The sequence below is a fragment of the Rhodospirillaceae bacterium genome, from assembly GCA_040219235.1.
Lineage (GTDB): Bacteria > Pseudomonadota > Alphaproteobacteria > Rhodospirillales > Rhodospirillaceae > WLXB01.
In genome coordinates this window covers 23,721-46,525 of the sequence record JAVJSV010000016.1, presented here as the reverse complement: position 1 = coordinate 46,525, position 22,805 = coordinate 23,721, and the positions used below count along the sequence as shown (strand labels likewise).

At 53.8% G+C, this 22,805-nt stretch carries 25 protein-coding genes; 17 read left to right on the top strand and 8 right to left on the bottom strand.

Features of this window, described 5'->3' with window-relative positions; genetic code table 11:
• The first annotated feature begins 92 nt into the window (after positions 1 to 92).
• The 3 genes from rpmE (at position 93) to RIC29_14745 (ending at position 4,433) form a co-directional block, all read left to right on the top strand.
• Complete coding sequence (gene rpmE, locus RIC29_14755) at positions 93 to 317, top strand: 50S ribosomal protein L31 (protein ID MEQ8736184.1); 225 nt, start codon at positions 93 to 95, stop codon at positions 315 to 317.
• A gap of 123 nt (positions 318 to 440) precedes the next feature.
• Positions 441 to 2,309: a hypothetical protein gene (locus RIC29_14750; GenBank protein ID MEQ8736183.1), complete on the top strand. Its 1,869-nt coding sequence runs from the start codon at positions 441 to 443 to the stop codon at positions 2,307 to 2,309.
• Between the two features lie 183 nt (positions 2,310 to 2,492).
• On the top strand, positions 2,493 to 4,433 hold the full coding sequence (locus tag RIC29_14745; protein MEQ8736182.1) for an adenylate/guanylate cyclase domain-containing protein: 1,941 nt from the start codon (positions 2,493 to 2,495) through the stop codon (positions 4,431 to 4,433).
• A gap of 26 nt (positions 4,434 to 4,459) precedes the next feature.
• Here the strand turns inward: RIC29_14745 and RIC29_14740 are convergent, their stop codons facing one another.
• Positions 4,460 to 4,639, bottom strand: coding sequence for a DUF1192 domain-containing protein (locus RIC29_14740; protein MEQ8736181.1), 180 nt, complete (start codon positions 4,637 to 4,639; stop codon positions 4,460 to 4,462).
• A 103-nt stretch (positions 4,640 to 4,742) separates the two neighbouring features.
• On the opposite strand from RIC29_14740, the gene RIC29_14735 reads away from it, so the two are divergent.
• Both RIC29_14735 and RIC29_14730 read left to right on the top strand, forming a co-directional pair.
• A complete protein-coding gene (locus RIC29_14735; GenBank protein MEQ8736180.1) occupies positions 4,743 to 5,741 on the top strand; it encodes an NAD(P)H-quinone oxidoreductase in 999 nt (332 codons plus the stop codon).
• Positions 5,742 to 5,860: 119 nt separating this feature from the next.
• The gene (locus tag RIC29_14730) at positions 5,861 to 6,517 is read left to right on the top strand and encodes a DUF1013 domain-containing protein (GenBank protein MEQ8736179.1); all 657 of its coding nucleotides are present in this window, start codon (positions 5,861 to 5,863) and stop codon (positions 6,515 to 6,517) included.
• A gap of 217 nt (positions 6,518 to 6,734) precedes the next feature.
• On the opposite strand, the gene RIC29_14725 is transcribed toward RIC29_14730, so the two are convergent.
• The gene (locus RIC29_14725; GenBank protein MEQ8736178.1) at positions 6,735 to 6,899 is read right to left on the bottom strand and encodes a YdcH family protein; all 165 of its coding nucleotides are present in this window, start codon (positions 6,897 to 6,899) and stop codon (positions 6,735 to 6,737) included.
• A 365-nt stretch (positions 6,900 to 7,264) separates the two neighbouring features.
• Between RIC29_14725 and RIC29_14720 the strand changes: the two genes are divergently transcribed.
• Positions 7,265 to 7,477 carry a YdcH family protein gene (locus RIC29_14720; GenBank protein ID MEQ8736177.1) on the top strand — a complete coding sequence of 71 codons (213 nt, stop codon included), beginning with the start codon at positions 7,265 to 7,267 and terminating at the stop codon, positions 7,475 to 7,477.
• Positions 7,478 to 7,521: 44 nt separating this feature from the next.
• Here RIC29_14720 and RIC29_14715 read toward each other — a convergent pair whose 3' ends face one another.
• Entirely contained in the window at positions 7,522 to 8,280 is a 759-nt protein-coding gene (locus RIC29_14715) for a hypothetical protein (GenBank protein MEQ8736176.1), read from the bottom strand.
• A gap of 124 nt (positions 8,281 to 8,404) precedes the next feature.
• Between RIC29_14715 and purE the strand changes: the two genes are divergently transcribed.
• The gene (purE, locus tag RIC29_14710) at positions 8,405 to 8,896 is read left to right on the top strand and encodes a 5-(carboxyamino)imidazole ribonucleotide mutase (GenBank protein ID MEQ8736175.1); all 492 of its coding nucleotides are present in this window, start codon (positions 8,405 to 8,407) and stop codon (positions 8,894 to 8,896) included.
• Between the two features lie 18 nt (positions 8,897 to 8,914).
• A complete protein-coding gene (locus RIC29_14705) occupies positions 8,915 to 10,024 on the top strand; it encodes a 5-(carboxyamino)imidazole ribonucleotide synthase (GenBank protein MEQ8736174.1) in 1,110 nt (369 codons plus the stop codon).
• A 60-nt stretch (positions 10,025 to 10,084) separates the two neighbouring features.
• Here the strand turns inward: RIC29_14705 and RIC29_14700 are convergent, their stop codons facing one another.
• Together RIC29_14700 and RIC29_14695 are read right to left on the bottom strand one after the other, a co-directional pair.
• Positions 10,085 to 10,612: an ester cyclase gene (locus tag RIC29_14700; GenBank protein MEQ8736173.1), complete on the bottom strand. Its 528-nt coding sequence runs from the start codon at positions 10,610 to 10,612 to the stop codon at positions 10,085 to 10,087.
• A 423-nt stretch (positions 10,613 to 11,035) separates the two neighbouring features.
• Positions 11,036 to 11,509, bottom strand: a complete 474-nt coding sequence (locus RIC29_14695) for a hypothetical protein (protein ID MEQ8736172.1) — start codon at positions 11,507 to 11,509, stop codon at positions 11,036 to 11,038.
• Positions 11,510 to 11,734: 225 nt separating this feature from the next.
• Here RIC29_14695 and RIC29_14690 point away from each other — a divergent pair, with 225 nt between their 5' ends.
• From RIC29_14690 to RIC29_14675, 4 genes are all read left to right on the top strand, one after another.
• Complete coding sequence (locus tag RIC29_14690) at positions 11,735 to 13,345, top strand: AMP-binding protein (GenBank protein ID MEQ8736171.1); 1,611 nt, start codon at positions 11,735 to 11,737, stop codon at positions 13,343 to 13,345.
• The gene (locus RIC29_14685; protein MEQ8736170.1) at positions 13,345 to 14,928 is read left to right on the top strand and encodes a condensation domain-containing protein; all 1,584 of its coding nucleotides are present in this window, start codon (positions 13,345 to 13,347) and stop codon (positions 14,926 to 14,928) included. The genes RIC29_14690 and RIC29_14685 overlap by 1 nt, the downstream gene beginning before the upstream one ends.
• Positions 14,929 to 15,033: 105 nt before the next feature.
• Entirely contained in the window at positions 15,034 to 16,233 is a 1,200-nt protein-coding gene (locus tag RIC29_14680; protein MEQ8736169.1) for a CoA transferase, read from the top strand.
• Positions 16,234 to 16,351: 118 nt separating this feature from the next.
• Positions 16,352 to 17,140, top strand: coding sequence for a hypothetical protein (locus tag RIC29_14675; protein ID MEQ8736168.1), 789 nt, complete (start codon positions 16,352 to 16,354; stop codon positions 17,138 to 17,140).
• A gap of 14 nt (positions 17,141 to 17,154) precedes the next feature.
• Here RIC29_14675 and RIC29_14670 read toward each other — a convergent pair whose 3' ends face one another.
• Positions 17,155 to 17,787 carry a cysteine hydrolase gene (locus RIC29_14670; GenBank protein MEQ8736167.1) on the bottom strand — a complete coding sequence of 211 codons (633 nt, stop codon included), beginning with the start codon at positions 17,785 to 17,787 and terminating at the stop codon, positions 17,155 to 17,157.
• A gap of 130 nt (positions 17,788 to 17,917) precedes the next feature.
• Here RIC29_14670 and RIC29_14665 point away from each other — a divergent pair, with 130 nt between their 5' ends.
• Positions 17,918 to 18,709, top strand: a complete 792-nt coding sequence (locus RIC29_14665; GenBank protein ID MEQ8736166.1) for a hypothetical protein — start codon at positions 17,918 to 17,920, stop codon at positions 18,707 to 18,709.
• A gap of 22 nt (positions 18,710 to 18,731) precedes the next feature.
• Here RIC29_14665 and RIC29_14660 read toward each other — a convergent pair whose 3' ends face one another.
• Both RIC29_14660 and def read right to left on the bottom strand, forming a co-directional pair.
• Positions 18,732 to 19,400: a COQ9 family protein gene (locus RIC29_14660; GenBank protein ID MEQ8736165.1), complete on the bottom strand. Its 669-nt coding sequence runs from the start codon at positions 19,398 to 19,400 to the stop codon at positions 18,732 to 18,734.
• Entirely contained in the window at positions 19,400 to 20,008 is a 609-nt protein-coding gene (gene def / locus RIC29_14655) for a peptide deformylase (protein ID MEQ8736164.1), read from the bottom strand. The genes RIC29_14660 and def overlap by 1 nt, the downstream gene beginning before the upstream one ends.
• A 212-nt stretch (positions 20,009 to 20,220) precedes the next feature.
• On the opposite strand from def, the gene rpsU reads away from it, so the two are divergent.
• From rpsU to RIC29_14635, 4 genes are all read left to right on the top strand, one after another.
• Positions 20,221 to 20,427, top strand: a complete 207-nt coding sequence (rpsU, locus tag RIC29_14650) for a 30S ribosomal protein S21 (GenBank protein ID MEQ8736163.1) — start codon at positions 20,221 to 20,223, stop codon at positions 20,425 to 20,427.
• Between the two features lie 202 nt (positions 20,428 to 20,629).
• A complete protein-coding gene (locus RIC29_14645) occupies positions 20,630 to 21,118 on the top strand; it encodes a GNAT family N-acetyltransferase (GenBank protein MEQ8736162.1) in 489 nt (162 codons plus the stop codon).
• Between the two features lie 104 nt (positions 21,119 to 21,222).
• Positions 21,223 to 22,038: an NADPH-dependent F420 reductase gene (locus tag RIC29_14640; GenBank protein MEQ8736161.1), complete on the top strand. Its 816-nt coding sequence runs from the start codon at positions 21,223 to 21,225 to the stop codon at positions 22,036 to 22,038.
• 42 nt (positions 22,039 to 22,080) lie between these two features.
• Positions 22,081 to 22,770, top strand: a complete 690-nt coding sequence (locus RIC29_14635) for an NADPH-dependent F420 reductase (GenBank protein MEQ8736160.1) — start codon at positions 22,081 to 22,083, stop codon at positions 22,768 to 22,770.
• The last annotated feature ends 35 nt before the right edge of the window (positions 22,771 to 22,805 follow it).

Sequence of the window (22,805 nt, the reverse complement as noted above, 5' to 3'; positions counted from 1 at the left end):
TTCAGCAGCTTAGTGCCGCTTTGGGTCGCCTTGGGCCTTGCGTCTCCAGTCTTGGTTCGGTATACCCCAGCGACTTTTTGGTGAGGAAAACCATGAAAAAAAATATTCATCCTGATTATCACGAAATCACCGTGATCATGACCGACGGCACGGAATACGTCACCCGCAGCACGATGGGCAAAAAAGGCGATGTGATTCGTCTTGACGTTGACCCCAAGACCCACCCGGCTTGGACAGGGGTTCACCGCCTGCTCGATTCCGGCGGTCAATTGGCAAAGTTTAATAAGCGTTTCTCAAATTTTGGTTTGAAAAACTAAAACCCTAAAAAAGCACAAGATATTGTAGCCGCCTTCTTCGGAAGGCGGCTTTTTTGTGTTGGGCGCGAACCTTTTCCGGTATCAATACGTTTAGTGTTTAACGTCAATAATCACTGAATCGATATGCTGAGAGTTGTTCAATACGAAGTCCATATCTTTGATGAAGGTCGCTGGTACTTTCATGCGAGGTATCCTGGTGCTGAACGTGACCAAGCATTATCTGATGCCAGACAGACCGAGTATCAGACCGGCTACCCGGCCAAAGTCATCAAAGACACCTATCATCGTGATCTGAACTACTCTGAAGAATCGGTTATCTACATAAGCCCTAATGCCAAGAGTAAAGCCCAGAAACGCAAACCTCGTGGAAAACGACCGGGGACTTACACAACCCGCCAAACCGGCTCTGATCAGAATGCTCATCAGCCCAAAAACGGTATCGTAGACACCACTCCTGTCAGCCACGGTCAGTTCTTAACCCGTCTGGTGTTGGCTCTATTGGCAAGCCTGTTGATTGCTTCAGCCTTAACTGTCCTGCTCGGAACAGTGCTCAATAATCTGCCGAAGCTTGGCATTTCGCTCTCAAACGACATTGGCACCAAAATATCGGTGTATTGGTATATTGCGATGTTCGGGGTGAGCTGTATCGCTCTCAATAAAGCCTACGTGCCCTGGCGACGCCTGTTTGCAAAGCATGAAAAAGCTTCAAGAGCTGTAAGCCAAATCAAAACCGCCATGTCCAAGCCGGCGCAAGGAATGTCGTTCAAGCCGAAATATGACTCCAGCGAACGCGAGCGCGAACGCGCTCAAGAAATACATGATATGAAAGTCCAACGCGGGGACTTAGACTCCATTGACACGTTAAATGATGCCGACGACAGCCAAGACTCCGAAGAGTTCACTAGCGAAGTAGTTATTCCGGCTCCCCCAAAAAAGCCCACGCCTCAAGTTAAAGACGAAGCGATAAAAGCCAGCACCCAGAAAAAAGCTGGAGAAAAGAAACCAGAGCAACCAAAGCCTAAAAATGAACCTTACCTAGAAGAACCTCATTTAGAAAATGACTCCAGAGCTACGGACAGAATAAAAGCGGCTGTGTCCGAAGCAAACCGACCAACCGCGCTGACAGATATGGATTTAGACCGTCTAATGATGGTTAGATTCTTGGGCGATACGGTTATGAACCTACGCACCAAGCAGGCGAAATTAGATGCAAAAACGCGGCATGGTGTAGCGCTGTATTTAGCCGGCGGTGCCGCGGCACTTGCCGATCGCCGCGGCCTCACACCGCAGCAGGAGAAAGATGTTCTCTCAGAAGCCTTAACCTTGCTTGGACAGTCAAACGAGGAACGAGAGACTTTTTTGAAGAGTGTTGAACAAGACCTGGAAATGCCAAAGAACAAGGAAGTCGTTCACGCTGGCGAAGAGGCGATGTATCAACACCTGCAATTATCGAATAAACCAAACGAGAGTTTAAGGGCTGCGATTGCGAAATGGGAACAGCCAACCGAGCGCCAAACGCCCCCCGTCGCTGATGTATTTCTTCTGTCGTCACTGTCCATCAAGAATACTTTTGACGGAGCAGACGATATTGAACGCCATAATAGAGTTGTGCGGGCAGCCCTAACCCGATTCAACGGTGAAGAAATACGTCACACTGGAAAGGGTGTCTTTGCCCGCTTTACCGGTCCAGAAGACGCTCTAAGGGCAACGCTGCTTATTCAGCGCACCAACGAAAATGACAGTGCAACGGAGCCGACATTGCGCCTGGCACTGGCCGCAGGTCAAAACTCACACGATGGTGCCGACATAACAGGACATGTTTTTGAATACTTAAACGAACTTTGCAGTCAAATAGAGAGCGGTCAGATTGCTGGGGACGCCCGCCTACAAAATAGCTGGAATACCAGCACCAGCCTCTCTGATGTGTCCAACGGGCACGACATTATCTGGAAACAGCCTCCCGCCAGGAAATTGGCATCCGTACCGGCATAGTCGCGTTAATCGCAACATTGTCATATTTGCGCGCATTGCGCGTTAATTCGAACTTAGGGTTTAATCCTCATATTGTTGAGTTGGGGGGCATTAACGACTACAAATCCTCCTTAATGGTGGGGTCACAAGACTCAATTTTCGACCGTTGATAAAGGGCTGCTGGTTAAGCAGTGTACGCGGCACATGGCGATTGAGCATTTCGAAGTCTATTATTTTCAGAATGGCCGATGGCATGTTCATGCAAGGTTTGAAACCCAAGAACGTGAAATTGCGATTGAGGAAGCGAAGTCTGTAGAGGCAAATCTTGGCTACCCAGCGCGGGTCATTCGCGAAACCTTCTATCCAGAATCAAACACCACAGAAGAAGTCGTCTCCTACCAAGGCAACCGCGCAAAAAAGATCACAGATTCAGACTCAATGTTTGGTGCTAGTGACCCTGGCGGTCCGCCTAGAAAAGGCAAAAGTGCGACCGGACCTGCCAGGGGTGCAAGCCGATCTGAAAGCAAAGAACGCTCTTCGGCAGGTCAATTAGGGCGTGGCGCTCAGCGCCAACAGGTGATCAAGAAAGATGACCGAACAAAAAAACAAAAAACGAGAAAAAAAGCTAAGAACGCAATATTGGTCGTGCTGACCGGATTCATTCTGAGCTTAGTAACTGCCGTTATTGGTTCTCTCGCCATTACACTGATTCTGTTTCAGTTGGTTGAGGCTGGTCTCGTACCATCCGGAAACCGGAATGCTCTTGTCTTCGGTACATTTATCTTATTGTTCTTCGGTACAGCATTTATGTATCTGAACAAAAAGTTCAATTTAGTTCAGATATTTAAGAAGCAACCGAAGAAAAATCGTGGCCCCGCCCCCAAAACGGTTCCGATCAATCAGGCGAGTAAAAGCAAAAGAGTCCCAGCAGATGTTTCAGATTTGGCCAACGCTGACCTTGAGGAGTTAACCAAGCGCGTAAGGGCTCAAGAAGAACAGGAAGATGGCCTCGCCCCGTCCCTTGGTGATGATGAGGGCTTCGAGACCGACAAACCTGATGACACTGCAAAACAGGAGCCTGAAGATAAGGCCACCGGGGACAAAAAATCGGACAAAAAAAAGGAAGACGACAAAAAGAAAAAAGACACTCAAAAGAAAGCAAAACAAGACGAAGAGAAAAAGAAAGCTGACGCAAAGAAGAAAAAACCGAAAAGCCCTGCCGATGCAGCAAAACCAGAATTTCTCAAGTTTTTAACAAATGCCGTAACCTCTATTCAAAGCGAACATGCTCAACTGAATACCTTCAGCAAGTTCGGTATGAACCTCTATATGTGTGGCGCTTGCACAACCATATGCCAGGCCAAAGGGCTCACCAACGACGTAATGTTGGGCCTCCTCAAGGATGGCCTTAACCTAATCGGCACCAATGCCGCGCGCGCGCAGTCTTTCTGTGACGATATTCCAGCACACAGTCAAAATCCGCGCTACGCAGGGATGATTCAGGCCGGCAGTAAAGCCATGAGTAACTTTATGGCTGGCGTAGCCGCAGCGAACGCAGGCTTAAGTGCGTTACTGACAGAATGGAATTTACCCGAAAAAAGACCATCCGTGCCCAACATGTTCACATTTCTATTCACCGACATTGTCGGCTCTACGGCCATGACTCAGCAATTAGGCAATGCTGGCGCCCAAAAGGCGGTGCGGGCACACAATGATGCTGTGCGCGGCGCAATCCAAAAATTCAATGGCCGAGAGGTGAAACACACGGGTGACGGCATTATGGCCACCTTCCCCGATGGTCCATCTGCGGTCGCAGCTTCGATACAGATGCTGCAAGCCATAGCCTCCCACAACAAAGCCACCCCGGATATTCCAGTTGAAATTAGAATAGGCGTGAACACCGGTGAAGCGGTTGAAGAAGAGAACGACTTTTTTGGCCAGGCAGTGCAAATGACCGCACGCATCTGTGATAAAGCCGCCGATGGCCATGCCTGGGTTTCAGAGGTTGTGGTGCAGTCTTGCCAAGGACAGCGTTTCGGCTTCCTGCCGCGCGGCGAGTTCGAAATGAAGGGTATCGAAAAACCGAAGGCGCTTTTCGAGATTGCCTGGACCGATGCCCATCGCGATGAACTGGCTGACCTTTAAGACACAGGTTACGCACAAGCCCTTAGTTACTTAAACACTGATTCAGCACCCATCCGCGCACTCTGTTTCGCCTTAATTGCTTTCTTGGTGCGCTCAATCTCTTGCGACAGTGTCTGTATGTAGTCTTCCAAGTCCTCAATCGACATCACCGTCAGATCACGAGGTTTCGACTTTTTGCGCAACGGTTCTAGTTCTTCGCCATCCATAATTGCCTCCCCTTACTAACGCTTGCACTGGCCTGGACGGTGCAGGTTGTGGTCATTAAAGTCCGCCTAACTTTACGCCACAAGAAAGAGGATGCAAAAGAACATGAATAATCAGGTCATGAACTGCGTCGAAATCTCTGAGTCTGGAGGCCCGGACGTGTTAGTCATGGGGCAACGCTCTATTCCAACACCTGATCGCAACCAGATCTTAATCGAAGTCGCTGCCGCTGGCGTGAACCGTCCAGACGTCTTTCAGCGCCTCGGGCAATACCCAGCGCCGGACGGCGCGTCGGACATTCCAGGGCTAGAAGTCTCTGGCATCGTTCATTCGATCGGTTCAGATGTGGTGGGACTTAAAGTCGGCGACTCTGTCTGCGCCTTATTGACGGGCGGCGGCTATGCCGAATTTGCGATCGCGGACACAGGGTCTTGCCTGAAGATACCGAGCAACATCAGTCTCATAGAAGCAGCAGCCCTTCCCGAGACAACTTTTACAGTGTGGCATAACGTATTTGAGCTTGGGCAACTCTTAGCCACCGATTCAGTTCTTATCCACGGCGGCTCTAGCGGCATAGGAACGACCGCGATCCAAATGGCGAAAGCCCACGGCAGTGAGGTCATTGTCACAGCCGGGTCAGATGAAAAATGCCAAGCCTGCCTCGATTTAGGCGCAGACATAGCCATAAATTACAAAAACCAGGACTTTGTAGAGGTTATCAGAAACCGCCCGCAAAAAGGTGTCAACGTCATCTTGGATATGGTCGGTGGGGATTATGTTCCGCGCAATCTGAAATGCCTCAGACCAGACGGACGCCTCGTGTTTATCGCCTTTCTTGGCGGTTCAAAATCTGAAGTTGATTTTATGCAGGTCATGCTCAAACGGCTCACCATCACGGGATCGACTTTACGGGCCAGATCAGCGAATTTTAAAACTGGAATTGCTGATTCCATCAGAAAAACCGTCTGGCCGTGGGTCGAAGGCGGTCACTACAGACCCAGAATCGACTGTATTCTGCCACTTTCTAAGGCATCTGAGGCCCATGCGCTGATGGAAAACAGTGGCCATATCGGTAAAATTTTACTGCGAACGAAAGATAATTAGGCGTTCTGCGGGTTTGACCCTATATCCCCTCTTCCGATATACCATCGCCATAATTTGCAGTTTACCGCGCCACCGCCAGGATTGGCGGATGCTGGTCACCCACCCGAAAGGACGCTTCCATGGCTTTGCCGTTGATGCCAAAAGCGACAGCCGTCTGGCTGGTCGATAATACGACGCTTAACTTTGATCAGATTGCCGAGTTTACCGGCATGCACGAGCTTGAAATTCAGGCCATCGCCGACGGCGAAGTTGCTGTTGGTATTGTTGGTGTAGATCCAACGACCACTGGTCAACTGTCTGCAGATGAAATCAAACGTGGCGAAGAAAATGAGTCTTACAGACTCAAGCTGAGCAAATCTGATATTCCGAAGCCTACAGCCCGCGGCAAAGGCGCACGCTACACACCTGTTTCAAAACGCCAAGAGCGACCAGATGCCATTGCGTGGTTATTGCGTCATCACCCTGAATTGAAGGACTCACAAGTCTCACGTTTACTGGGCACAACAAAACCGACAATCAATTCTATTCGAGATCGTACCCACTGGAACATTCAAAATATTAAACCTCAGAACCCCATTACACTCGGGTTGTGCTCCGAGCCGGACCTTCAGAAAGCCCTGCTGCTCGCTGCAAAGCGCGCGAAAAAAGCAGGCATAGAGCCACCCAAGCCGGAGCCTTTGCCAGAAGAAGAGCTAACACCGGTAGCTAAAAAAGCTCCCGCCGCACCAGAAGTCACAGCCGAAAACTTGTTCCGGCCAAGCACCCAGGAAAATTAAATCCTTCAGAAAAACGGCCCGTCCAAAGAAAGACAGGCCGCATGGGGTAAAACGTGGGATTAAAAAAAGACGGCCCGTCCAAAGAAGGACAGGCCGTCGGGGTTCTGTGGGGGATCCAAACCCACTTCTTTTAGGTCTTGACGTATTGCTCTTGACGGGCGCACGACCTTTTATAAGGTCGGTATTTTTACCTGCTGACGTGTCTAATTGCTTCAGGTTATCCAGATATTCGATGGAGTTCATCTTTAAGTCGAAGCTTTTGCTTCTTCATGGCATGGACCGTTGCTTGATCGGGAGATGGCCTGTTTTCTTCTGCTTCGATCTCATGATCGAGTTTTTCATGCTTCATTTTCAATGTTTCCAGACGAGCATCCGTACCCATAGACAAACTCCTATTTATACTTATCCACAACACCTCATGCTAACGCCGCTGCGCCGGTCAACGCTAGAGGCTTGTCTAACTGGCTGACTTTATTTGGTTTTTTGAGAGTAATTTTATTATCCAATTACCTCATATTCGTAGCAGTTAAGGTTGGAATCGGTCGCTTGGTCAGAAATTGCGAAATAATCGCCCGATTTCCGCGACTTTGACGCAGTGACCGTAACAGTCCCATCATATAGAACTGGGAATACCAGCGCCCGCGACTCGGTTCGTACGAAATGGCGAAAATATTCCTCAGAAACGCGCGTTCAGGGCGTGACATTTGCCACCTATACAGGCGTCCCGTAACTCAGTAAGCATGCCTCATGTCCGACACCGATGACTCTCAAAAGAAGATCCAAGACAAGGTTGCAGCCTTAGAGCTCGAGCACCGGGATTTGGATGACGTTATCAGCAACCTGGAGAGCCAGGGCGAGTTTGACCAACTCAAGTTGTCACGCCTGAAAAAGCGGAAACTGATGTTGAAAGATCAGATTGCGTCGCTGCGAGATAATCTGTTTCCGGATATTATCGCCTAGGCGAAGACGCTATCGCAAAAAGCTCCCGGCCTAGCCCGACTGAGCTAACTGCGCAGTACGTGATCCACCTGACCAATGGCCTGCAAAGCACTTTGCCCGGTCACAACCCTCACCGCTGCAACGGTAAAACTGAGATGCATGTCGATGCCAGAGACCGTGTAGGTTTTCTGATCTACAGCCGCCCGTACTTTATCTGCCGTTGTGAGTGGCGGCGGATCTTCCGGCTTAGACGGCTTCGGATTTTTAGGCTCCATCACATCTGGCTCGGTCAGCAACGCGCCTATCGTTGGGCCGCCAACAATTCCAACAGGCGTCACTGACAATCCGGCATTAGTGATTTCCATAACCACATCTGCCAAAGCCGAATTGGCAGCCAGAACGCCTGAACTCTTGCGGATATCCTCATACGTATTGACGACGATCAGCGCCAGTTGACGGTGCATGCCGTGCGGTGGCGGTTCGCTCAAAGCCTGGTCCAGGGCGGCGATATATTGCTCTCCGGTTAAGAGCGCAGAGGTCGGCGCGGCAGCCTTGCCCCCTTGCCCGCCCTCATAGCGTTTGACCTTGGTTTTGAGGTGATCGACCTCCGCGACAAGGCCACCAATCGTGGCCTGGACTTGGGTGGTCATCAAATCGATGGGGATGCCGAGAATGGTAATTTTATCATTAAACGCATAGGCGGATTCTTCGTAGGTCTCCGCCACCTTATTCGGTGCGTGTTCGCCACGATGCTGCTCATCACGGGGCTTTTCTTCCTGCCATTGAACCTGCGTCACATTTGCGGGTTTTGTAATTTCTGACATATCTGAACCTAGACCAACCTCAAGCTGAAACCGACGCGGTTTCGACACTATAGCACTTCAGCTTGCGAACCGCAGGCCCCATGGGTACAGTGCGCCCCTTTTTCGGGCCAGGAGCCTGTGCGAGATGAGTACTGCTGTTGTCGGGATTATAATGGGAAGCCAGTCTGACTGGTCGACCATGAGCCATGCCGCAGATATCCTGGATAAACTCGACATTCCCTATGAGAAACGCATCGTTTCGGCGCACCGCACGCCGGATCGCCTGACCGAATATGCAAAAACGGCCCGGGATCGTGGTTTGAAGGTTATCATTGCCGGCGCTGGTGGCGCGGCTCATCTGCCCGGCATGACCGCGGCCATGACCCCCCTGCCCGTGCTGGGTGTGCCCGTTGAAAGCAAGGCCCTCAGCGGCATGGACAGCCTTCTGTCGATTGCCCAAATGCCAGGTGGCGTTCCCGTTGGCACTCTGGCGATTGGCGTGCCCGGGGCAAAGAACGCGGCGCTGCTTTCAGCCGCTATTCTGGCGCTCGCTGATGACAGTATTGCGGAACGCTTGGATGCCTGGCGGACGGCCCAAACAGATGCGGTGGCTGACGCCCCCTCTTCTAAAGCCTAACCCCCGGTTACGTTCACCATGGCTAATCGCGTATACCCCGGCGGCACGATAGGGATTCTTGGCGGCGGTCAGCTCGGGCGACTGCTGGCCCTGGCTGCTGGGCGCATGGGCTATCACGCTCACATTTATTGTCCTGAGCCGCAGTGCCCGGCCTCATTTGTGGCCCGCCATCACACCTGCGCGGCTTATGACGACACTGCCGCTCTGGATGCCTTCGCGGACCAGGTAGACGTGGCAACGTTTGAGTTTGAGAATGTCCCGGCAGAAACCGCTTTGCGCCTGGCCGATAAAGGTGTCGTGCGGCCCTCATGGAAGGCCCTGGAGATCGCGCAAGACCGGGCCAGGGAAAAAACCTTCTTCACCGATATCGGCGCCGCTACGGCCCCCTGGAAGCCGATCCACAGCCTGACGGACCTGCAAGCCGCACTCAAGATCATCGATACACCGGCGATTTTGAAAACCACCCGCCTGGGCTATGACGGCAAAGGCCAGGTGCGGATCAACGGCAAAAGCGAAGCGGAAGCCGCTTGGGCGACCTTAACCGCAAATCAAACCGGTGTGCGCGGTCCCGAGCCGTTTGCCATCCTGGAAGGCTTTGTGAAGTTCACCAAAGAAATCTCGGTCATCGCAGCGCGTGGATTAGATGGCACCATTGAGTGCTTTGAGCCGGTTGAGAACGTGCATAAAAACCACGTGCTGCACAGCACAACGGCACCCGCACAGTTGTCCTCAGCGACAGTCAAGACCGCCCTGAGCATCGCCGGGCGGGCAGCGGAAGCGCTGGATCTCGTCGGCATTGTGGCAGTTGAGATGTTCGTCACATCTTACGGCGGCGTGCTGATCAATGAGATGGCCCCGCGACCACACAACTCGGGCCACTGGACCTTGGATGCCTGCCCCACAGATCAATTTAGCCAGCTCATTCGCGCGATTTGCGGCCTGCCTTTGGGCGACACCGAACGCCACTCAAACGCGGTGATGACGAACCTGCTAGGCGATGAGGTTCTGGACCTGGATAAGTATTACGCTGACCCGGCGTATCAGGTTTATGTGTATGGAAAAACTGAGGCGCGCCCCGGCCGCAAGATGGGCCATGTCACGCGCCTCAGCAAAAAGAAGGCTGTTTAAACAGTCGTCGTTTAAGCAGTCGTCGTTTAAACAGTTGTCGCTTAAAAAGTTGTCGCGGTTTTACTTATCGCCCGCGACCAACTCGAAGCCGAGCTGTTTGTAAATGAACGCGACATCGGCATTGCCCCAGCGCTCAACGACCTTACCGTTTTCAAAACGATAGATATCAATGGCTGTGATTTCATAGGGCTTACCGGTTGGCTCGATTCCTTCTATGGGCGTCGTAAAGCTGCTCTTGACGACTGTCCGCACGGTGACGAAGTCACCCGAGCACAAGATCAATTCATCTTCCAGGACACGCTCTGGATTGTTCTTCTTTGAGGCTTCCCACATCTTCGCCATGCTTGAAGATGGCACTAAAGATCCTGGCCCGCCGGCATCGTTGTTGTGGGAGATAATCTGGTCGGCATAGAACTCGCTGACACGCGAGGTATCGCGATCCATGAACAGCACTTTATGGATCTTGAGATAGGTGTTGAGATTTTCAGTTTGGCCGTCGCAGTAAATCTGCACCTGGGCCTGAGCTGGAGCTATTGCGGCAAACGCCGCAAAGACGGTGGCAAGAACGGTGAAACAAAAACGCATCATGGAGTGAACTCCCCTTTCTGTGGTGATGAAGCATCCTTCACTGCTGTCCGGCTCAACACAAGAGCGACTCCGATAAAATCATCACTGAATGAGAGGGAAATGCGAGAGTGATTCCGGTTGGAGATTTTTTGTTGGTGGGCTCTCCCCCTTGGTTCGAGATTTTCTTGTTGGGGCTCTCCCCCCTGGTTCGAGATTTTCTTGTTGGGGCTCTCCCCCTTGGTTCGAGATTTTCTTGTTGGGGCTCTCCCCCTTGGTTCGAGCCCATGCACGACTGGTTCCGGTCAAACGAGCCCATGGACGTATGATTGCGGGAACGAGCCCATGGACTCCCCTCGGACCGCCCCCGAGGAACGAGCCCATGCACCAGAATCTCGGCTTGGGACCCTAGTTTTATCTTGCAAATAACAATTAAAATTCATTTTGTTATGGTTCGGTCTGTTCAGTGAGCCCCAGCAAACGCCGCCGGGGTTTATCGCGGGTTTTGTAGATGTGCCGGATCCAAGCCTGCATCGGCCAGGACAACCAGCCCGCATCAAACTCAACCTCGTCGATCAACAGCGACCGGTCGGGTGCGAGTTCTTGAATGGTCATGGTGTGGAGGTAGCTTTTCATCGCCCCACCACGCTCTGAGGTTTTCAGCACGTGCCGCTGGTCATCCCGTTCCAGCACCTCAATCCACCACGGCATGGGCGGCATGAAGCCAAAGTGCGTGACCTGGACCTCGATGGATTGACCGGTTTCGAGGTTGCCCTCGGGAAACCCGTCATAAGACATCAGGCTGGCCATGGTTTCGGCCAAGCATTTATAGGAAATGCAGCACGCCCAAAGTGTGTCCGCCCCAACATCGTAGGTATGCTCTGTCATGATGCGTCGCGGCACGTAACCCCCGGTATCCATTGTTTAATCATTCAGAACCAATGGCGTCTATTGCCCAGAGTTCTCAATATCGTTTTGACGCGATCTTGAAGTGCAGTTAAAACACTCTTTAAAATAGTACGTCAATGGAATTGCTGATTAATTCTACCTATGATTGTTATTTCTATCTCGATGAACAGGACGCTGTATTTTAGAGTGCCGCCGCCGCAAGCTGCATTCACCTCTGGTTGAAGATGGACTGACCGCGTGCAACTCATTCCTCCTGACCTGGCTGACCGAACGGATGTAAGTGTCCGATGGCTCAGCGGTGCCACGGTGACTGAGGTGACAGGGCAAGATCTTGCCGCTGATGTTGAAACCCAAAAAACGCTGCTGGCAGAGATTGGCGTAACCGCGCGCACCAAGGTCGGACTGCAGGGTGATAACTCGTATCTGTGGATGGTGACGGACCTGGCCCTGGCCGAGTTGGACGCCGTCTCTGTGGTGTTCCCGCCCGAGTTTAACGATCGCAAAATTGATGACCTGATCAAAGACTATGGCCTGGTTTTTTACGTGGCGTCTGACGCCGGACCAGAGGCTTTGACGCAACAGGTGTCAGGGCGGAATGACGCTAGCGTGCTGGGACACCTAACGCCGGGCCAGCATAAAGCGCGCACTGTTGAAAATGATCCTTACCCCGTCACAGACGACGACCATTCCTTTGTGTTTTCATCGGGCACCAGCGGGGCCTTCAAAGGCATGGTGATTTCCAAATTGGGCGTGCAGGACCAACTCAAAACCTTCTGCGAGGCCATGGCAGTCTCCGCCTCGGATCACCTGTTATTGTTTATGCCGTTTTCCTCTTACCAGAACCGGTCGCTGTATTACGGGGCGTTGGCCTATGACGTCGAAGTTGCTGTCGTGCCCGCGACACAATTGATGGACGGACTCAAGAAATTCCAGCCGACGTTTTTGGTCGCCCCGCCGATTTTTTATGAAGCCGTTGAAAAAAGCATCCGCGCGGGGATAAAGGCGCAATCGGGTTTTGTCCGCGCTGTTTTGTCGGCGCTGACCCACACGGCACAGGCGTTGCGCCCCATCGCGGGAGGAACGCTTTCAAACGCCATTTTGAAACGCCACTACGGTGCCGCGCATAATGTGTTTGGCGGACAGATGCGCGTGCTGGTCACCGGCATGGCAAAAATCGGCACCTCGACCTTGCGCTTTTATCAGTCGCTTGGTTTGCCTGTGTTGCAAGTGTACGGCCTGACGGAATGTGGTGTGGTCTGTGTCAACCGGCCCGGCGACAACACCGTTGGCACCGTGGGCAAACCCTTGCCGGGCAACACGGTTTCTATTGCTGAAGACGGTGAGATTTTTGTCCGCAAGCCTGCGCCACAAACCAGCCGCTTCTTCCATTTTGAAGTGACGACGGAAGACACGCGCTACGAGGATGGCGGGGTTTACACGGGCGACCTCGGCCAACTGGCCAGCGATGGCACACTCACGTTGGTGGGCCGCAAGAAATCAACCATTGTCGGGCATACCGGCGTCAAAGTGCAGCCGGAACCCCTTGAAAAAACGCTGGAAGAACACAGTCTGATTACAACGGCCGTGCTGGTCGGATTAGAGGGCGGTCGCACGCTGGGTGTGGTGCTGCAATCGCCCAAGATGCTGCAAGACCAGGACCGCCAACGCTTAGAACAAACGGCAAAGGGCATTGTTGAAGCCGGCGCGGCTTCGTTCAAAAACCATCTCGTCTTCGCACACACTGCGGAAGATTTTACAACCGACAACGGCCTGCTGACGCGTAACCTCAAAATCAACAGACGCGCGGTGCAAAAAACGTTTTTCCCTCAAAGCAACACGGCGTCCTGATGTTTAAATTCTTTCGCCGCAACGCCAAATCACAACCAGCCCCTGACGCTGTGCGCGAGGTTTTTGAGCAGGTGCTAGACCTCAACGGAATCGACGCCCATGCCAATTTTTTCGAGCTGGGCGGGGATTCCATAATGGCCACTATTGTCGCCACCAGCCTGGAAGAACGCGGACACACAATTCCGTCAACAGCCGTGTTTGATCATCCCTCGATTGCCGCGCTGGTTGCGTTTATTCAAAGCGGGGGCGCGACTCCTTCCGCGGGAGACGCCCGCACCATCACGCTGCAGCCCCGTAAGTCTACTGGCCCAACACGCTTGCGCGCCTCACTGTTGCAAGAACGGCTGTGGCCCTACGAGCGCAACCCAGATCCCAAACGCTTTCAATTGCGCGGCGAAGGCGCGGCGCGGTTGTGTGGTCTGCTTGACATTGAGGTCCTTGAACACAGTCTGAGTGCATTGGCCCAGCGCCATGAAGTTTTACGTACGTCTTTTCTGGAAGAAAACGGCTCTGTGTTTGTTGACATCCATCCGACAGCAAACATAACGCTTGAACACAGAGCAGCGGCCGGGGCGACGTTGGACGAACGTCGCGCGCAGGCCGCCCAACTGACGTCAGAGATTACGTCCCAAGTCTTTGACTTGAGCCACCCCCCGCCCATGCGCTGTGCGCTGATTAAGATTGATGACAACGAGCATGTGCTGGCGGTGTCCACGCATCATATCATCAGCGACGGCTGGTCGATGGGGTTGCTGGTCAACGAACTGGCCGCCACCTATAACGCTTTGGTTGCTGGAGAAACGCCCCCCTTGCCAGAGTTGGCCTACCAGTTTGCCGACTATGCGGCGTGGCACCGGGCCTGGCTGGAGTCTGATGCCGGCCTAGCCTCCAAAGTGTTTTGGCGCGATTATCTCAAGGGGCTACCGCCCGCGCTCGACATTCCGCTGCCCGCGGATCAGCCGCGACAAAGCGTTTTTAATTTCCCGGTCCGGCGGACGGTGGTTGAGATTCCGGCTGACATACAACAGGCGCTCAAATCCGTGGCAAAGACTCATCAGACATCCGTGCACTCGGTGTTTCTGGCGGTTGTCCTCTCGGCCCTGAAAAAACTCAGCGACGTGGATGATCTTCCGGTCGGCATTATGCATGCCAATCGCGCGGCTGCGGGGACGCAAAACCTGATTGGGTTTTTTTCCACACTCGTGCTGTTGCGGTTTGCACTGGCTGGTGAAAGTCCCTCCCTCGCTGAACTGATCAAACAGGTTCAAGCGGCAACCCGCACGGTTGACCCCCATGTGGGCGTGCCGATCGGGGCGCTGATGGACGACGGTATTGTCGATACCCTACCGCGTATTTTTGTGGACTCGGTGCCGCGCCCGGCTCTGCCCGAGATGACGGATCTGACCGTCGAGGATTTTCCCTTTGAGCATCCGCCGCTGTTTGCCGTGGCCGACATTGCGGTGTTTCTGTTTGAGCGCGGACCGTCATTGAGTTGCATTGTCGGCACCAACGCAGACATGTTCTCGGATGCGGCGGCGGCGCGCCTGAGCGCAGCACTAAAAGAAAGTCTGCAGCGCCTCTAAGCGGCCTGAGCGGCCCGCAAGCCTGCGCCGGATGCTTGCCCCGCCTGCTGTCTCCTGGTACCACCGAGAGCTTGGTTTTGAGGTCCACTGCTGAGGAGTTGTGTCATGCCCGGTCCCCTAGACGGCATTAAGGTTCTTGAACTCACGGCCGTGGTCTTAGGCCCTTGGGCGTGCCAGATGCTGGGCGACATGGGCGCCGACGTGATCAAAATTGAAGCCCCCTATGGCGACAGCAACAGAAGCTTGGGCGCGGTGCGCACAACCAAGGGCATGGCCGCGCTGTACCTGACCGTCAACCGCAACAAGCGCAGCCTGGTGCTGGATCTGAAAAAACCTGAAGCCCGCGAGGCGCTGCTCGCGTTGGTGAAAACAGCCGACGTGCTGGTGCACAACAATCGCCCGCAGGTGATGGACAAACTGAAGCTGGACTACGACACCCTGAAAGACATCAATCCGAAGCTGATTTATTGCGGCTCCTATGGCTACGCCAAAGACGGTCCTTATGGATCGAAAGGCGCGTTGGATGATTCCATTCAGGCAGCATCAGGCATCGCCATGCTGAACAAAATGGTTTTGGGCGAGCCGCGTTATCTGCCAACGATTGTGTGTGACAAAACAACGGCCATGGCGGTGGTGCAAGCGGTGCTGGCGGCCTTGTTTCATCGCGAGCGCACAGGCCGGGGGCAAGCCATTGAAGTGCCGATGTTTGAAACCATGGTGTCTTACGTCATGGCCGAACATTTGTGGGGCACATGCTTTGAGCCCCCCATGGGACCGCCCGGTTACGTGCGCCTGATGAGTGAAGAACGTAAACCCTATCCCACCAAAGACGGCTACATCGCGATTTTACCCTATCTGGATGCGCATTGGGACACCTTCTGCAAACTGGCGGGGCGCGAAGAGTTACTGGACGATCCACGCTTTAAAACGCTGGCGGACCGGGTCGGCAATATTGATCAGACCTACCAGGAAACTGGCAAAACCATGCTGAGCAAAACCACAAAAGAGTGGATGGATATTTTCGGCGAAACCAGCGTGCCGACCATTGTGGTGAACAGCCTGGAAGATTTGATTGAAGACGAGCATTTAAAAGCGACGGGCTTCTGGAAAACCATTGAGCACCCAACCGAAGGCACGCTGCGCACGCCGGCTTTCCCCATCACCTTCTCGGATTCCCCCGCAGATATTCGCCGGCATCAGCCAAGACTGGGAGAACACACCCAGGAAATTCTGACGGAAGCCGGGCTTGATCAGGCCGCCATAGATGCCATGATTGCCAGCGGGGCGACCAAGATCGCAGATTAAGGGACGAACGCGATAAACAACGCGATAAACATCGGCCCCTTCTCTCTGCCCCTCAACTGCTCTACTATCAGTCCAGAGCTTACTTACATTCACCGAAGACTCATTTTGGGGACGGACCATGAAAAAATTACTTTGCAGCTTGCCCGCGTTAGCGCTTGCACTTTCGACCTACGCCGCCAGCGCACAATTGGCCGAGACCGTTGTCCACGGCAAAGACATTGTGGTGCCTGCCACACTCTCCAATGCGCTGATGTCGGACCGCCGGCCTGCTGAAGAAAAAGCCCGTGACGCCAATCGCAAGCCCGGCAAAATCATGACCTTCTTCGGCGTCAAACCCGGCGATAAGACCGCCGAGCTATTAACCTTCGGCGGTTACTACGCTGGGGTGTTGTCCGAGGCCGTGGGCGAAACCGGCGTCGTCTATGGCCATAACAACGATTGGGTTATGAAACGCCAGGAAGATGGCAAGTCCCCGATTGAAAAACGGATTGCCGAGCATGGCGGCGCCAACATTGTAGACTTGGTCAGCGAGCTGGAAAATCCGGGCCTGCCAAAAGGCGAAATGGATTCCGTGTTTATCGTTTTGATTTATCACGATGCCATGGGTGGATTTGGAACGGACACCGCCGCCATGAATAAGGCGGTGTATGACGCCCTTAAGCCGGGTGGTGTCTACGGTATTATTGATCACCATGCGGCACCGGGCATGGGCGCCCTTGACCTGACCAAAAACCACCGTGTCGAACGGCACCTGGTGATTGAAGAGATCATGAAAGCCGGGTTCGAGTTTGCCGCAGAGACCGACGTTCTGGAAAACCTGGATGATCCTTTAAACACCAGCGTGTTTGCCCCCAACCTGCGCGGCAACACGCACCGCTTTGTGTTGAAGTTCCGCAAGCCAGCTTAAAACGAATCGGTGCCTTATCGGGCCTGATGAGGAAAGTCTGCTGCGCCGTCTTTTATGGCGGCCAGCATGGCTTTCTCGGGCACCACACGCCCGAACGCTAAGGCGAACAACTGCATTGCGCGGTCATGAAACTCAGGCCGGAGATCACCGCAGGCTTCCGGCACGATGAAGGTGCGATAATCCATCATGGCCAAATCGCGCACCGTGCTTTCCACACACATGGATGTGGTGACGCCGCCGACGACGAGACCTGTAATGCCCTTCTCTTCCAGCAGCGCAGGCAACGGTGATTTGATCATGGCCGAATAACGCTGCTTCTCGATCACGATATCGCCGGGCTGCATATTCAGTTCGGGCATAATGTCACGGTCAGGCTTATCCGCGCGTAACGCATTTTCTTCAGCTAAATTCGGACGCAACTCTGACGTGGTCAGCCCGCCATTCGCATAATCTGGGGCAAAGGCCATGGTGGTGAAAATCACCGGCATCCCCGCCTGGCGGGCCGCGTCAGCAAGACACTTCGCCGATTTTAGAACAGGGTTAAACCCGGACACGTCGATCCGTTGGCCCGTGTGGCCGTCCGGGGAACAGAACCCGACTTGCAGATCAATGAGCAAAAGCGCCGCTTTTTGAGCTTCAAATTTCATTTCATTCCCCCACGGATGACGGCATTAGGCTGACTCTCACGCCGTATTCTAGGGGACGGATTTGACGGGACAAGAGCGCCTTGTGTTGGCATGATAGCGGCACGCTTAAACTGAATATTGGGGGGTAGTCATGCACCTTCATTTTCTCGCATCTGCGCTCTTCTCTGCCTCGCTGTCTCTTAGTGTTGCTCAAGCTGAAGACATTGTACCCCCGATCACGCCAGGTGCGGACATTGACGTTCCGACCTTTATGACAGACGCGCTGAAGGCCAACAGCCGGCCCTCCGAAGACAAAGACCGCGATGCAAAGCGTCATCCGGACAAGGTGATGGCGTTTTTCGGACTAAAGCAAGGCGACACGGTTGCCGAACTGATGGCCTCACGAGGCTACTATGTGGGAGTGCTGTCTGAGATGGTGGGGCCAACCGGCACAGTGTACGGCCACAACAACAGTTTTGTGACGGGCCGGATTACGGAGGGCACACCGCTGGGCCCGCGCATAGCAGCTTCGGGTCTGACCAACGTTGTTGAGTTAATGTCAGAACTGGAAGACCCGCAGATCCCGCCCGGCACGCTCGACCAAGCCTATATGATCCTGTTTTATCACGACACCTTTTGGCTCGGCACAGACCGTCCGGCGATGAATAAAGCCATCTACGATGCGCTTAAGCCGGGTGGCATTTACGGCATTATTGATCACCACGCCGCCATGGGTATGGGCATTACCGATGTGCGCGGCAATCACCGCATTGAGCGTCATGTGGTGGTGGATGAAATCACAGCCGCCGGGTTTGAACTGATCGGGGAAACGGACCTGCTGGAAAACCTGGACGACCCGCTGGACGTGATTGTGTTTCAACCAGACCTGCGCGGCGATACGCACAGGTTCGTGCTGAAGTTTCAGAAGCCGCTAAGTGATTAAGCCTAACAGAAGTTTGAGGGACTCAGGCGGTCCGTCTCGCGCGTTTTAACAGCGACAACGGATTGGGTAATTTAGAGACAACCTCTTTGACCCGGCCCTGAATTTTTGGCACCTGCATAACGTTTTCAATGCGCCGGTCGAGAAAGGCCCAGGTCTCGGCGTTGTCTTCTGATCTATCGTCCAACCAGACCAACAGCGTCGACGAATAGACGGCGGCCAACAAGCCGCGCTTGGTATAGAAGTTATAGTCTGTTGCGGTGTCGCCCGCCGCGCGCCACATGGCATCAACGGTGGCATAGCCGCTGCGCAGACTGTCTTCGGCATAGCCCGGCTTCACAGACAATCCCATGGCCCGGCGCACCGCCTCGCGATGCGGTGTCCAGCGTTCCAACCGGGTTCTGACGATAAATGCAATGCGGTCACGGATGCGCATATTTTGAAGATCCGCGTCTGCAATATCTTCCAGCATCATGCGATCCGCCAGCGCCAACCAATGCCGCAGCGCCTGCCTGAGACCATCGGGAAAAAGCACATCGACATCCGCAGCCGATAAGCCAGCGTCTTCGGCCCCCCGGAGCAAGGCGTTTTGGCTCCAACCATCAAACGGAACGTGGGTCAGGGCGGCCAGGATCAGCGCATCCTGTTTGGCTTGCTTATCCAGTACGCTCTTATTCTTCTGTTGCTGCGCCATCAGAGCGCCGGCTCGGAGACAGGTTGATCATGGCCCTCTGCCGCTACACCCGTTTCATTGAGAGCGTCTTCATCTGCATCGTCGTCGTCTTCCCCTTCAACGTCATCATTCTCAGCATGGACAAAGGACAACGTCGCCATATCAATCATCCGCATGGGATACAGCACACCATCGAGATGATCACATTCATGCTGAACCACACGGGCATGAAACCCCTCGGCGGTTCTTTCCCGGAGCGAGCCATCAAGGTCCTGATAGGAATATTTGATGCTGGTCCAGCGCGGCACCACACCCGTGAGCGTCGGCACAGACAAACAGCCTTCCCAGCCCTCTTCCATGTTTTCGGACATCGGCTTTATCACCGGATTGATCATCACGGTCAGCGGCACCGCCGTGCCGTTGTTGCGCTCTTCAGGCACAAAAAATACGACAATCCGCAAGGGCACGTATACTTGGGGGGCCGCCAGCCCAACCCCGCCCTCATGGACCATGGTTTCCTTCATATCCTCAATAAAATGAAGGAGTTCAGGATCATCAAATTTATCGACTTCCTGCGACCGTCCTTTGAGGATGGGGTGCCCCATGAGCGCTACATCTAAAATGGCCATATCTGCAATTATCTTCAGTTATTATGATAGAAAGAATATCTTGGCGTAGGTTAAGCGTAATATAGGGACCCATACGGCGGGGGCAAATGGCAATTTACCTGCTAAACAGCCCTTCACAAGCCCCAAACCCTATGATATACACCGCGCCTTCTTGGGTGAGGTCACGATTTAGACCAGCCCTAGCAAACATTTTTTTATGAAGGAGACGGACCCTGGTTCAGGTCGTCGTACGCGATAATAATGTCGATCAGGCGCTAAAAGCCCTGAAAAAGAAGATGCAACGTGAAGGTGTATTTCGCGAAATGAAGCTTCGTAAGTCTTATGAAAAGCCTTCCGAAAAGCGTGCTCGCGAGAAATCCGAAGCTGTTCGCCGGGCCCGCAAGCTTGAGCGTAAGCGCATCGAACGCGAAGGCTTCTAGCTCTTTCAAGTTCCAGTGCGTTCGCGACGCATTGCTTTCGATACATGAAATGACCCGGCGCGGCTTATATAAGCTGCGCCGTTTGTGTTGGGGCAATCACATTGCCTGTTTGTGTTGGGGCAATCACATTGCCCGTTTGTCTTTTTATGACAACAGCAGATAAACTCTGTTTTCCACAGTGTTCATCATTGAGACGCACAACGTGTCCGCAGCCCCCCCTTCACAACTGACCATTCGCCGCGCCGGGCCTGAAGACTTAACTGCGGCGGCAGCCTTGGTGGCTGAGGCATGGACCTCAACCAACGCAGAATATCTGCCGACTGAAACCATGGCCGCCCTCTCAGCCGATCATTCCATCGCTGGCTTAGTGGCCAGCCGTAGCCAGGAACTCTGGTTGGCGGAATGTAATGCTATGGTTGCCGCCGTTCTCGGGATTGATGCCACCGGCTATATCTGGGCGTGCTACGTCCATCCACAGCACCAACGCCAGGGAATCGGCGCAGCGCTGCTGGATCGCGTAAAGCTCTACTTTAAAGAAAAAGAGCTTCCGCACCTTTATCTCGACCTCATAGACGGCAATGACGGGGCACAGGCGTTTTATGTGGCGCAAGGGTGGATTGAGGAAAGCCGCCGCCCGGAACCCCTGCCCGGCCATACGGCGACGGCTATTCGGCTGATCTGCCCGCTTTAATACCTGCCCGGTTTAAGGGCGGAGCTTCAGGGCCTGCCCGGAAGAGATAGACGAACCAGCAGCAACCGATATGATGCAGGTTCGATACACCTCGGGAGCACATCATGGGTCACAAAAACACTCTACGGCGCTGGTTCATCCGCCTTATCGGTCTTAGTGCGGTAGCTACCTTGACGACCTTTGGTGGTCTTCTTCCACAGCAGGCGGAGGCACAAAGCATGTCCCCAGAAAAAACCATAGATAAAGAGACAATCGCGATTATTGGAACGGGCCGCATGGGCGGGGCCATCGGCCCACGGCTGGCAAGCATCGGCCATACCGTGATCTATGGCTCTCGCTCACCCGCCGCAGAAGATAATCTGGCCCTGATTGAAAGAACCGGCAACGGTGCCATAGCCATGACCCAAGCTGATGCCGCAGCCGCAGCAGACATTGTGCTGATTGCCATTCCCTGGACCCCCGCTGAAGCTGTCATTACCAACCTCGGCACGCTCGACGGCAAGATCGTGATCGACGTCACTAACGCCTTATTGCCCGGTGAAGGCGGTTTGCTTGAACCCGCCACTGACAGTTCAGCCAGTGAAAAAATTCAAGAGTGGTTGCCGGGAGCCAAAGTGGTGAAAGCCTTTAACACCGTGGGATTTCATATCATCGCCGACCCGAGTGCTGCCGGTGGCCCGGTGACCGTGCCGTTGGTCAGTGATCACGCCGATGCCAAACAGCGGGTGACCGAAATCGTGCAGGCGATGGGTTTTGAAACCATCGACGTCGGACCGCTGCGGCATGCACGCGCGCTCGAAATGATGTCGATGATTTACATTGTGCCTTATGTGCAGGGACGCATGGACGAAGCCTTTGAATTTTACTTCCGTAAAGGAACAGCGCCCAAACGCAGCGACGGCGTGCGCACAGCCAATTAGTTCCTCTATGCAACTCGGACAGATATGAGATTAGGACAGATGATGAAAAAACTGACCCTCGGCCTTATTGCCGCAACACTTATGGCCACACCCGCGGTGGCGGATACCATTGCTATTATTGGCACCGGCGGCGTCGGGAGTGCCCTGGGACCACAATTTGCCGACGCCGGTCATACGGTTGTGTACGGCTCTCGCACCCCCAATGACGCCGATGTGCTGTTGGTTGTTGGTGCAACAGGGAACGGGGCCACAGCCACCACACAAGCTGAGGCCGTTAAAGGTGCGGATATCGTGGTGTTGGCTATTCCCTGGGCCCCAGCCAAAGACGTGGTGGCCGATCTTGGTTCCTTGGACGGCAAAATTATTATTGACCCAATCAATGCGCTGGCTTTTGGCGCTGAGAAATCCGTGTCGGTCGCAGCAGACCCCTCGGCGGCAGAATTGATTCAGTCCTGGGCTCCAAACGCGCATGTGGTGAAGGCGTTTAACACCCTTACACGGGCGTTCATGGTGGACCCCTCTGCCGCTGACGGCCCAATCACAATTCCTCTGGCCGGTGACAATGAAACCGCGAAAGCAAAAGTGGCCGCGTTGGTGGAAGCGATGGGCTTGGAACCACTGGATCTTGGCCCCTTAAGCCATGCCAGATCGATCGAAGCCATGGGGCACCTTTATGTCGCGCAAGGGTATCAAGGTCGTACGCGTTTCGAGTTTTATTTAATGCCACGCTGATCCAGTCCTCTGCCAAGCGGTCCGTCTAATTTTAC

Coding starts and splice junctions, on each gene's coding strand:
- RIC29_14660 (MEQ8736165.1), bottom strand. CDS start 19,400: ATGGCGCAGCAACAGAAGAATAAGAGCGTACTGGATAAGCAAGCCAAA.
- RIC29_14700 (MEQ8736173.1), bottom strand. CDS start 10,612: ATGATGCGTTTTTGTTTCACCGTTCTTGCCACCGTCTTTGCGGCGTTT.
- purE (MEQ8736175.1), top strand. CDS start 8,405: ATGAGTACTGCTGTTGTCGGGATTATAATGGGAAGCCAGTCTGACTGG.
- RIC29_14750 (MEQ8736183.1), top strand. CDS start 441: ATGCTGAGAGTTGTTCAATACGAAGTCCATATCTTTGATGAAGGTCGC.
- RIC29_14665 (MEQ8736166.1), top strand. CDS start 17,918: ATGCACCTTCATTTTCTCGCATCTGCGCTCTTCTCTGCCTCGCTGTCT.
- RIC29_14670 (MEQ8736167.1), bottom strand. CDS start 17,787: ATGAAATTTGAAGCTCAAAAAGCGGCGCTTTTGCTCATTGATCTGCAA.
- RIC29_14735 (MEQ8736180.1), top strand. CDS start 4,743: ATGAATAATCAGGTCATGAACTGCGTCGAAATCTCTGAGTCTGGAGGC.
- RIC29_14730 (MEQ8736179.1), top strand. CDS start 5,861: ATGGCTTTGCCGTTGATGCCAAAAGCGACAGCCGTCTGGCTGGTCGAT.
- RIC29_14635 (MEQ8736160.1), top strand. CDS start 22,081: ATGAAAAAACTGACCCTCGGCCTTATTGCCGCAACACTTATGGCCACA.
- RIC29_14725 (MEQ8736178.1), bottom strand. CDS start 6,899: ATGGGTACGGATGCTCGTCTGGAAACATTGAAAATGAAGCATGAAAAA.
- RIC29_14715 (MEQ8736176.1), bottom strand. CDS start 8,280: ATGTCAGAAATTACAAAACCCGCAAATGTGACGCAGGTTCAATGGCAG.
- def (MEQ8736164.1), bottom strand. CDS start 20,008: ATGGCCATTTTAGATGTAGCGCTCATGGGGCACCCCATCCTCAAAGGA.
- RIC29_14740 (MEQ8736181.1), bottom strand. CDS start 4,639: ATGGATGGCGAAGAACTAGAACCGTTGCGCAAAAAGTCGAAACCTCGT.
- RIC29_14745 (MEQ8736182.1), top strand. CDS start 2,493: ATGGCGATTGAGCATTTCGAAGTCTATTATTTTCAGAATGGCCGATGG.
- RIC29_14720 (MEQ8736177.1), top strand. CDS start 7,265: ATGTCCGACACCGATGACTCTCAAAAGAAGATCCAAGACAAGGTTGCA.
- RIC29_14640 (MEQ8736161.1), top strand. CDS start 21,223: ATGGGTCACAAAAACACTCTACGGCGCTGGTTCATCCGCCTTATCGGT.
- RIC29_14705 (MEQ8736174.1), top strand. CDS start 8,915: ATGGCTAATCGCGTATACCCCGGCGGCACGATAGGGATTCTTGGCGGC.
- RIC29_14695 (MEQ8736172.1), bottom strand. CDS start 11,509: ATGGATACCGGGGGTTACGTGCCGCGACGCATCATGACAGAGCATACC.
- RIC29_14685 (MEQ8736170.1), top strand. CDS start 13,345: ATGTTTAAATTCTTTCGCCGCAACGCCAAATCACAACCAGCCCCTGAC.
- RIC29_14680 (MEQ8736169.1), top strand. CDS start 15,034: ATGCCCGGTCCCCTAGACGGCATTAAGGTTCTTGAACTCACGGCCGTG.
- rpmE (MEQ8736184.1), top strand. CDS start 93: ATGAAAAAAAATATTCATCCTGATTATCACGAAATCACCGTGATCATG.
- RIC29_14675 (MEQ8736168.1), top strand. CDS start 16,352: ATGAAAAAATTACTTTGCAGCTTGCCCGCGTTAGCGCTTGCACTTTCG.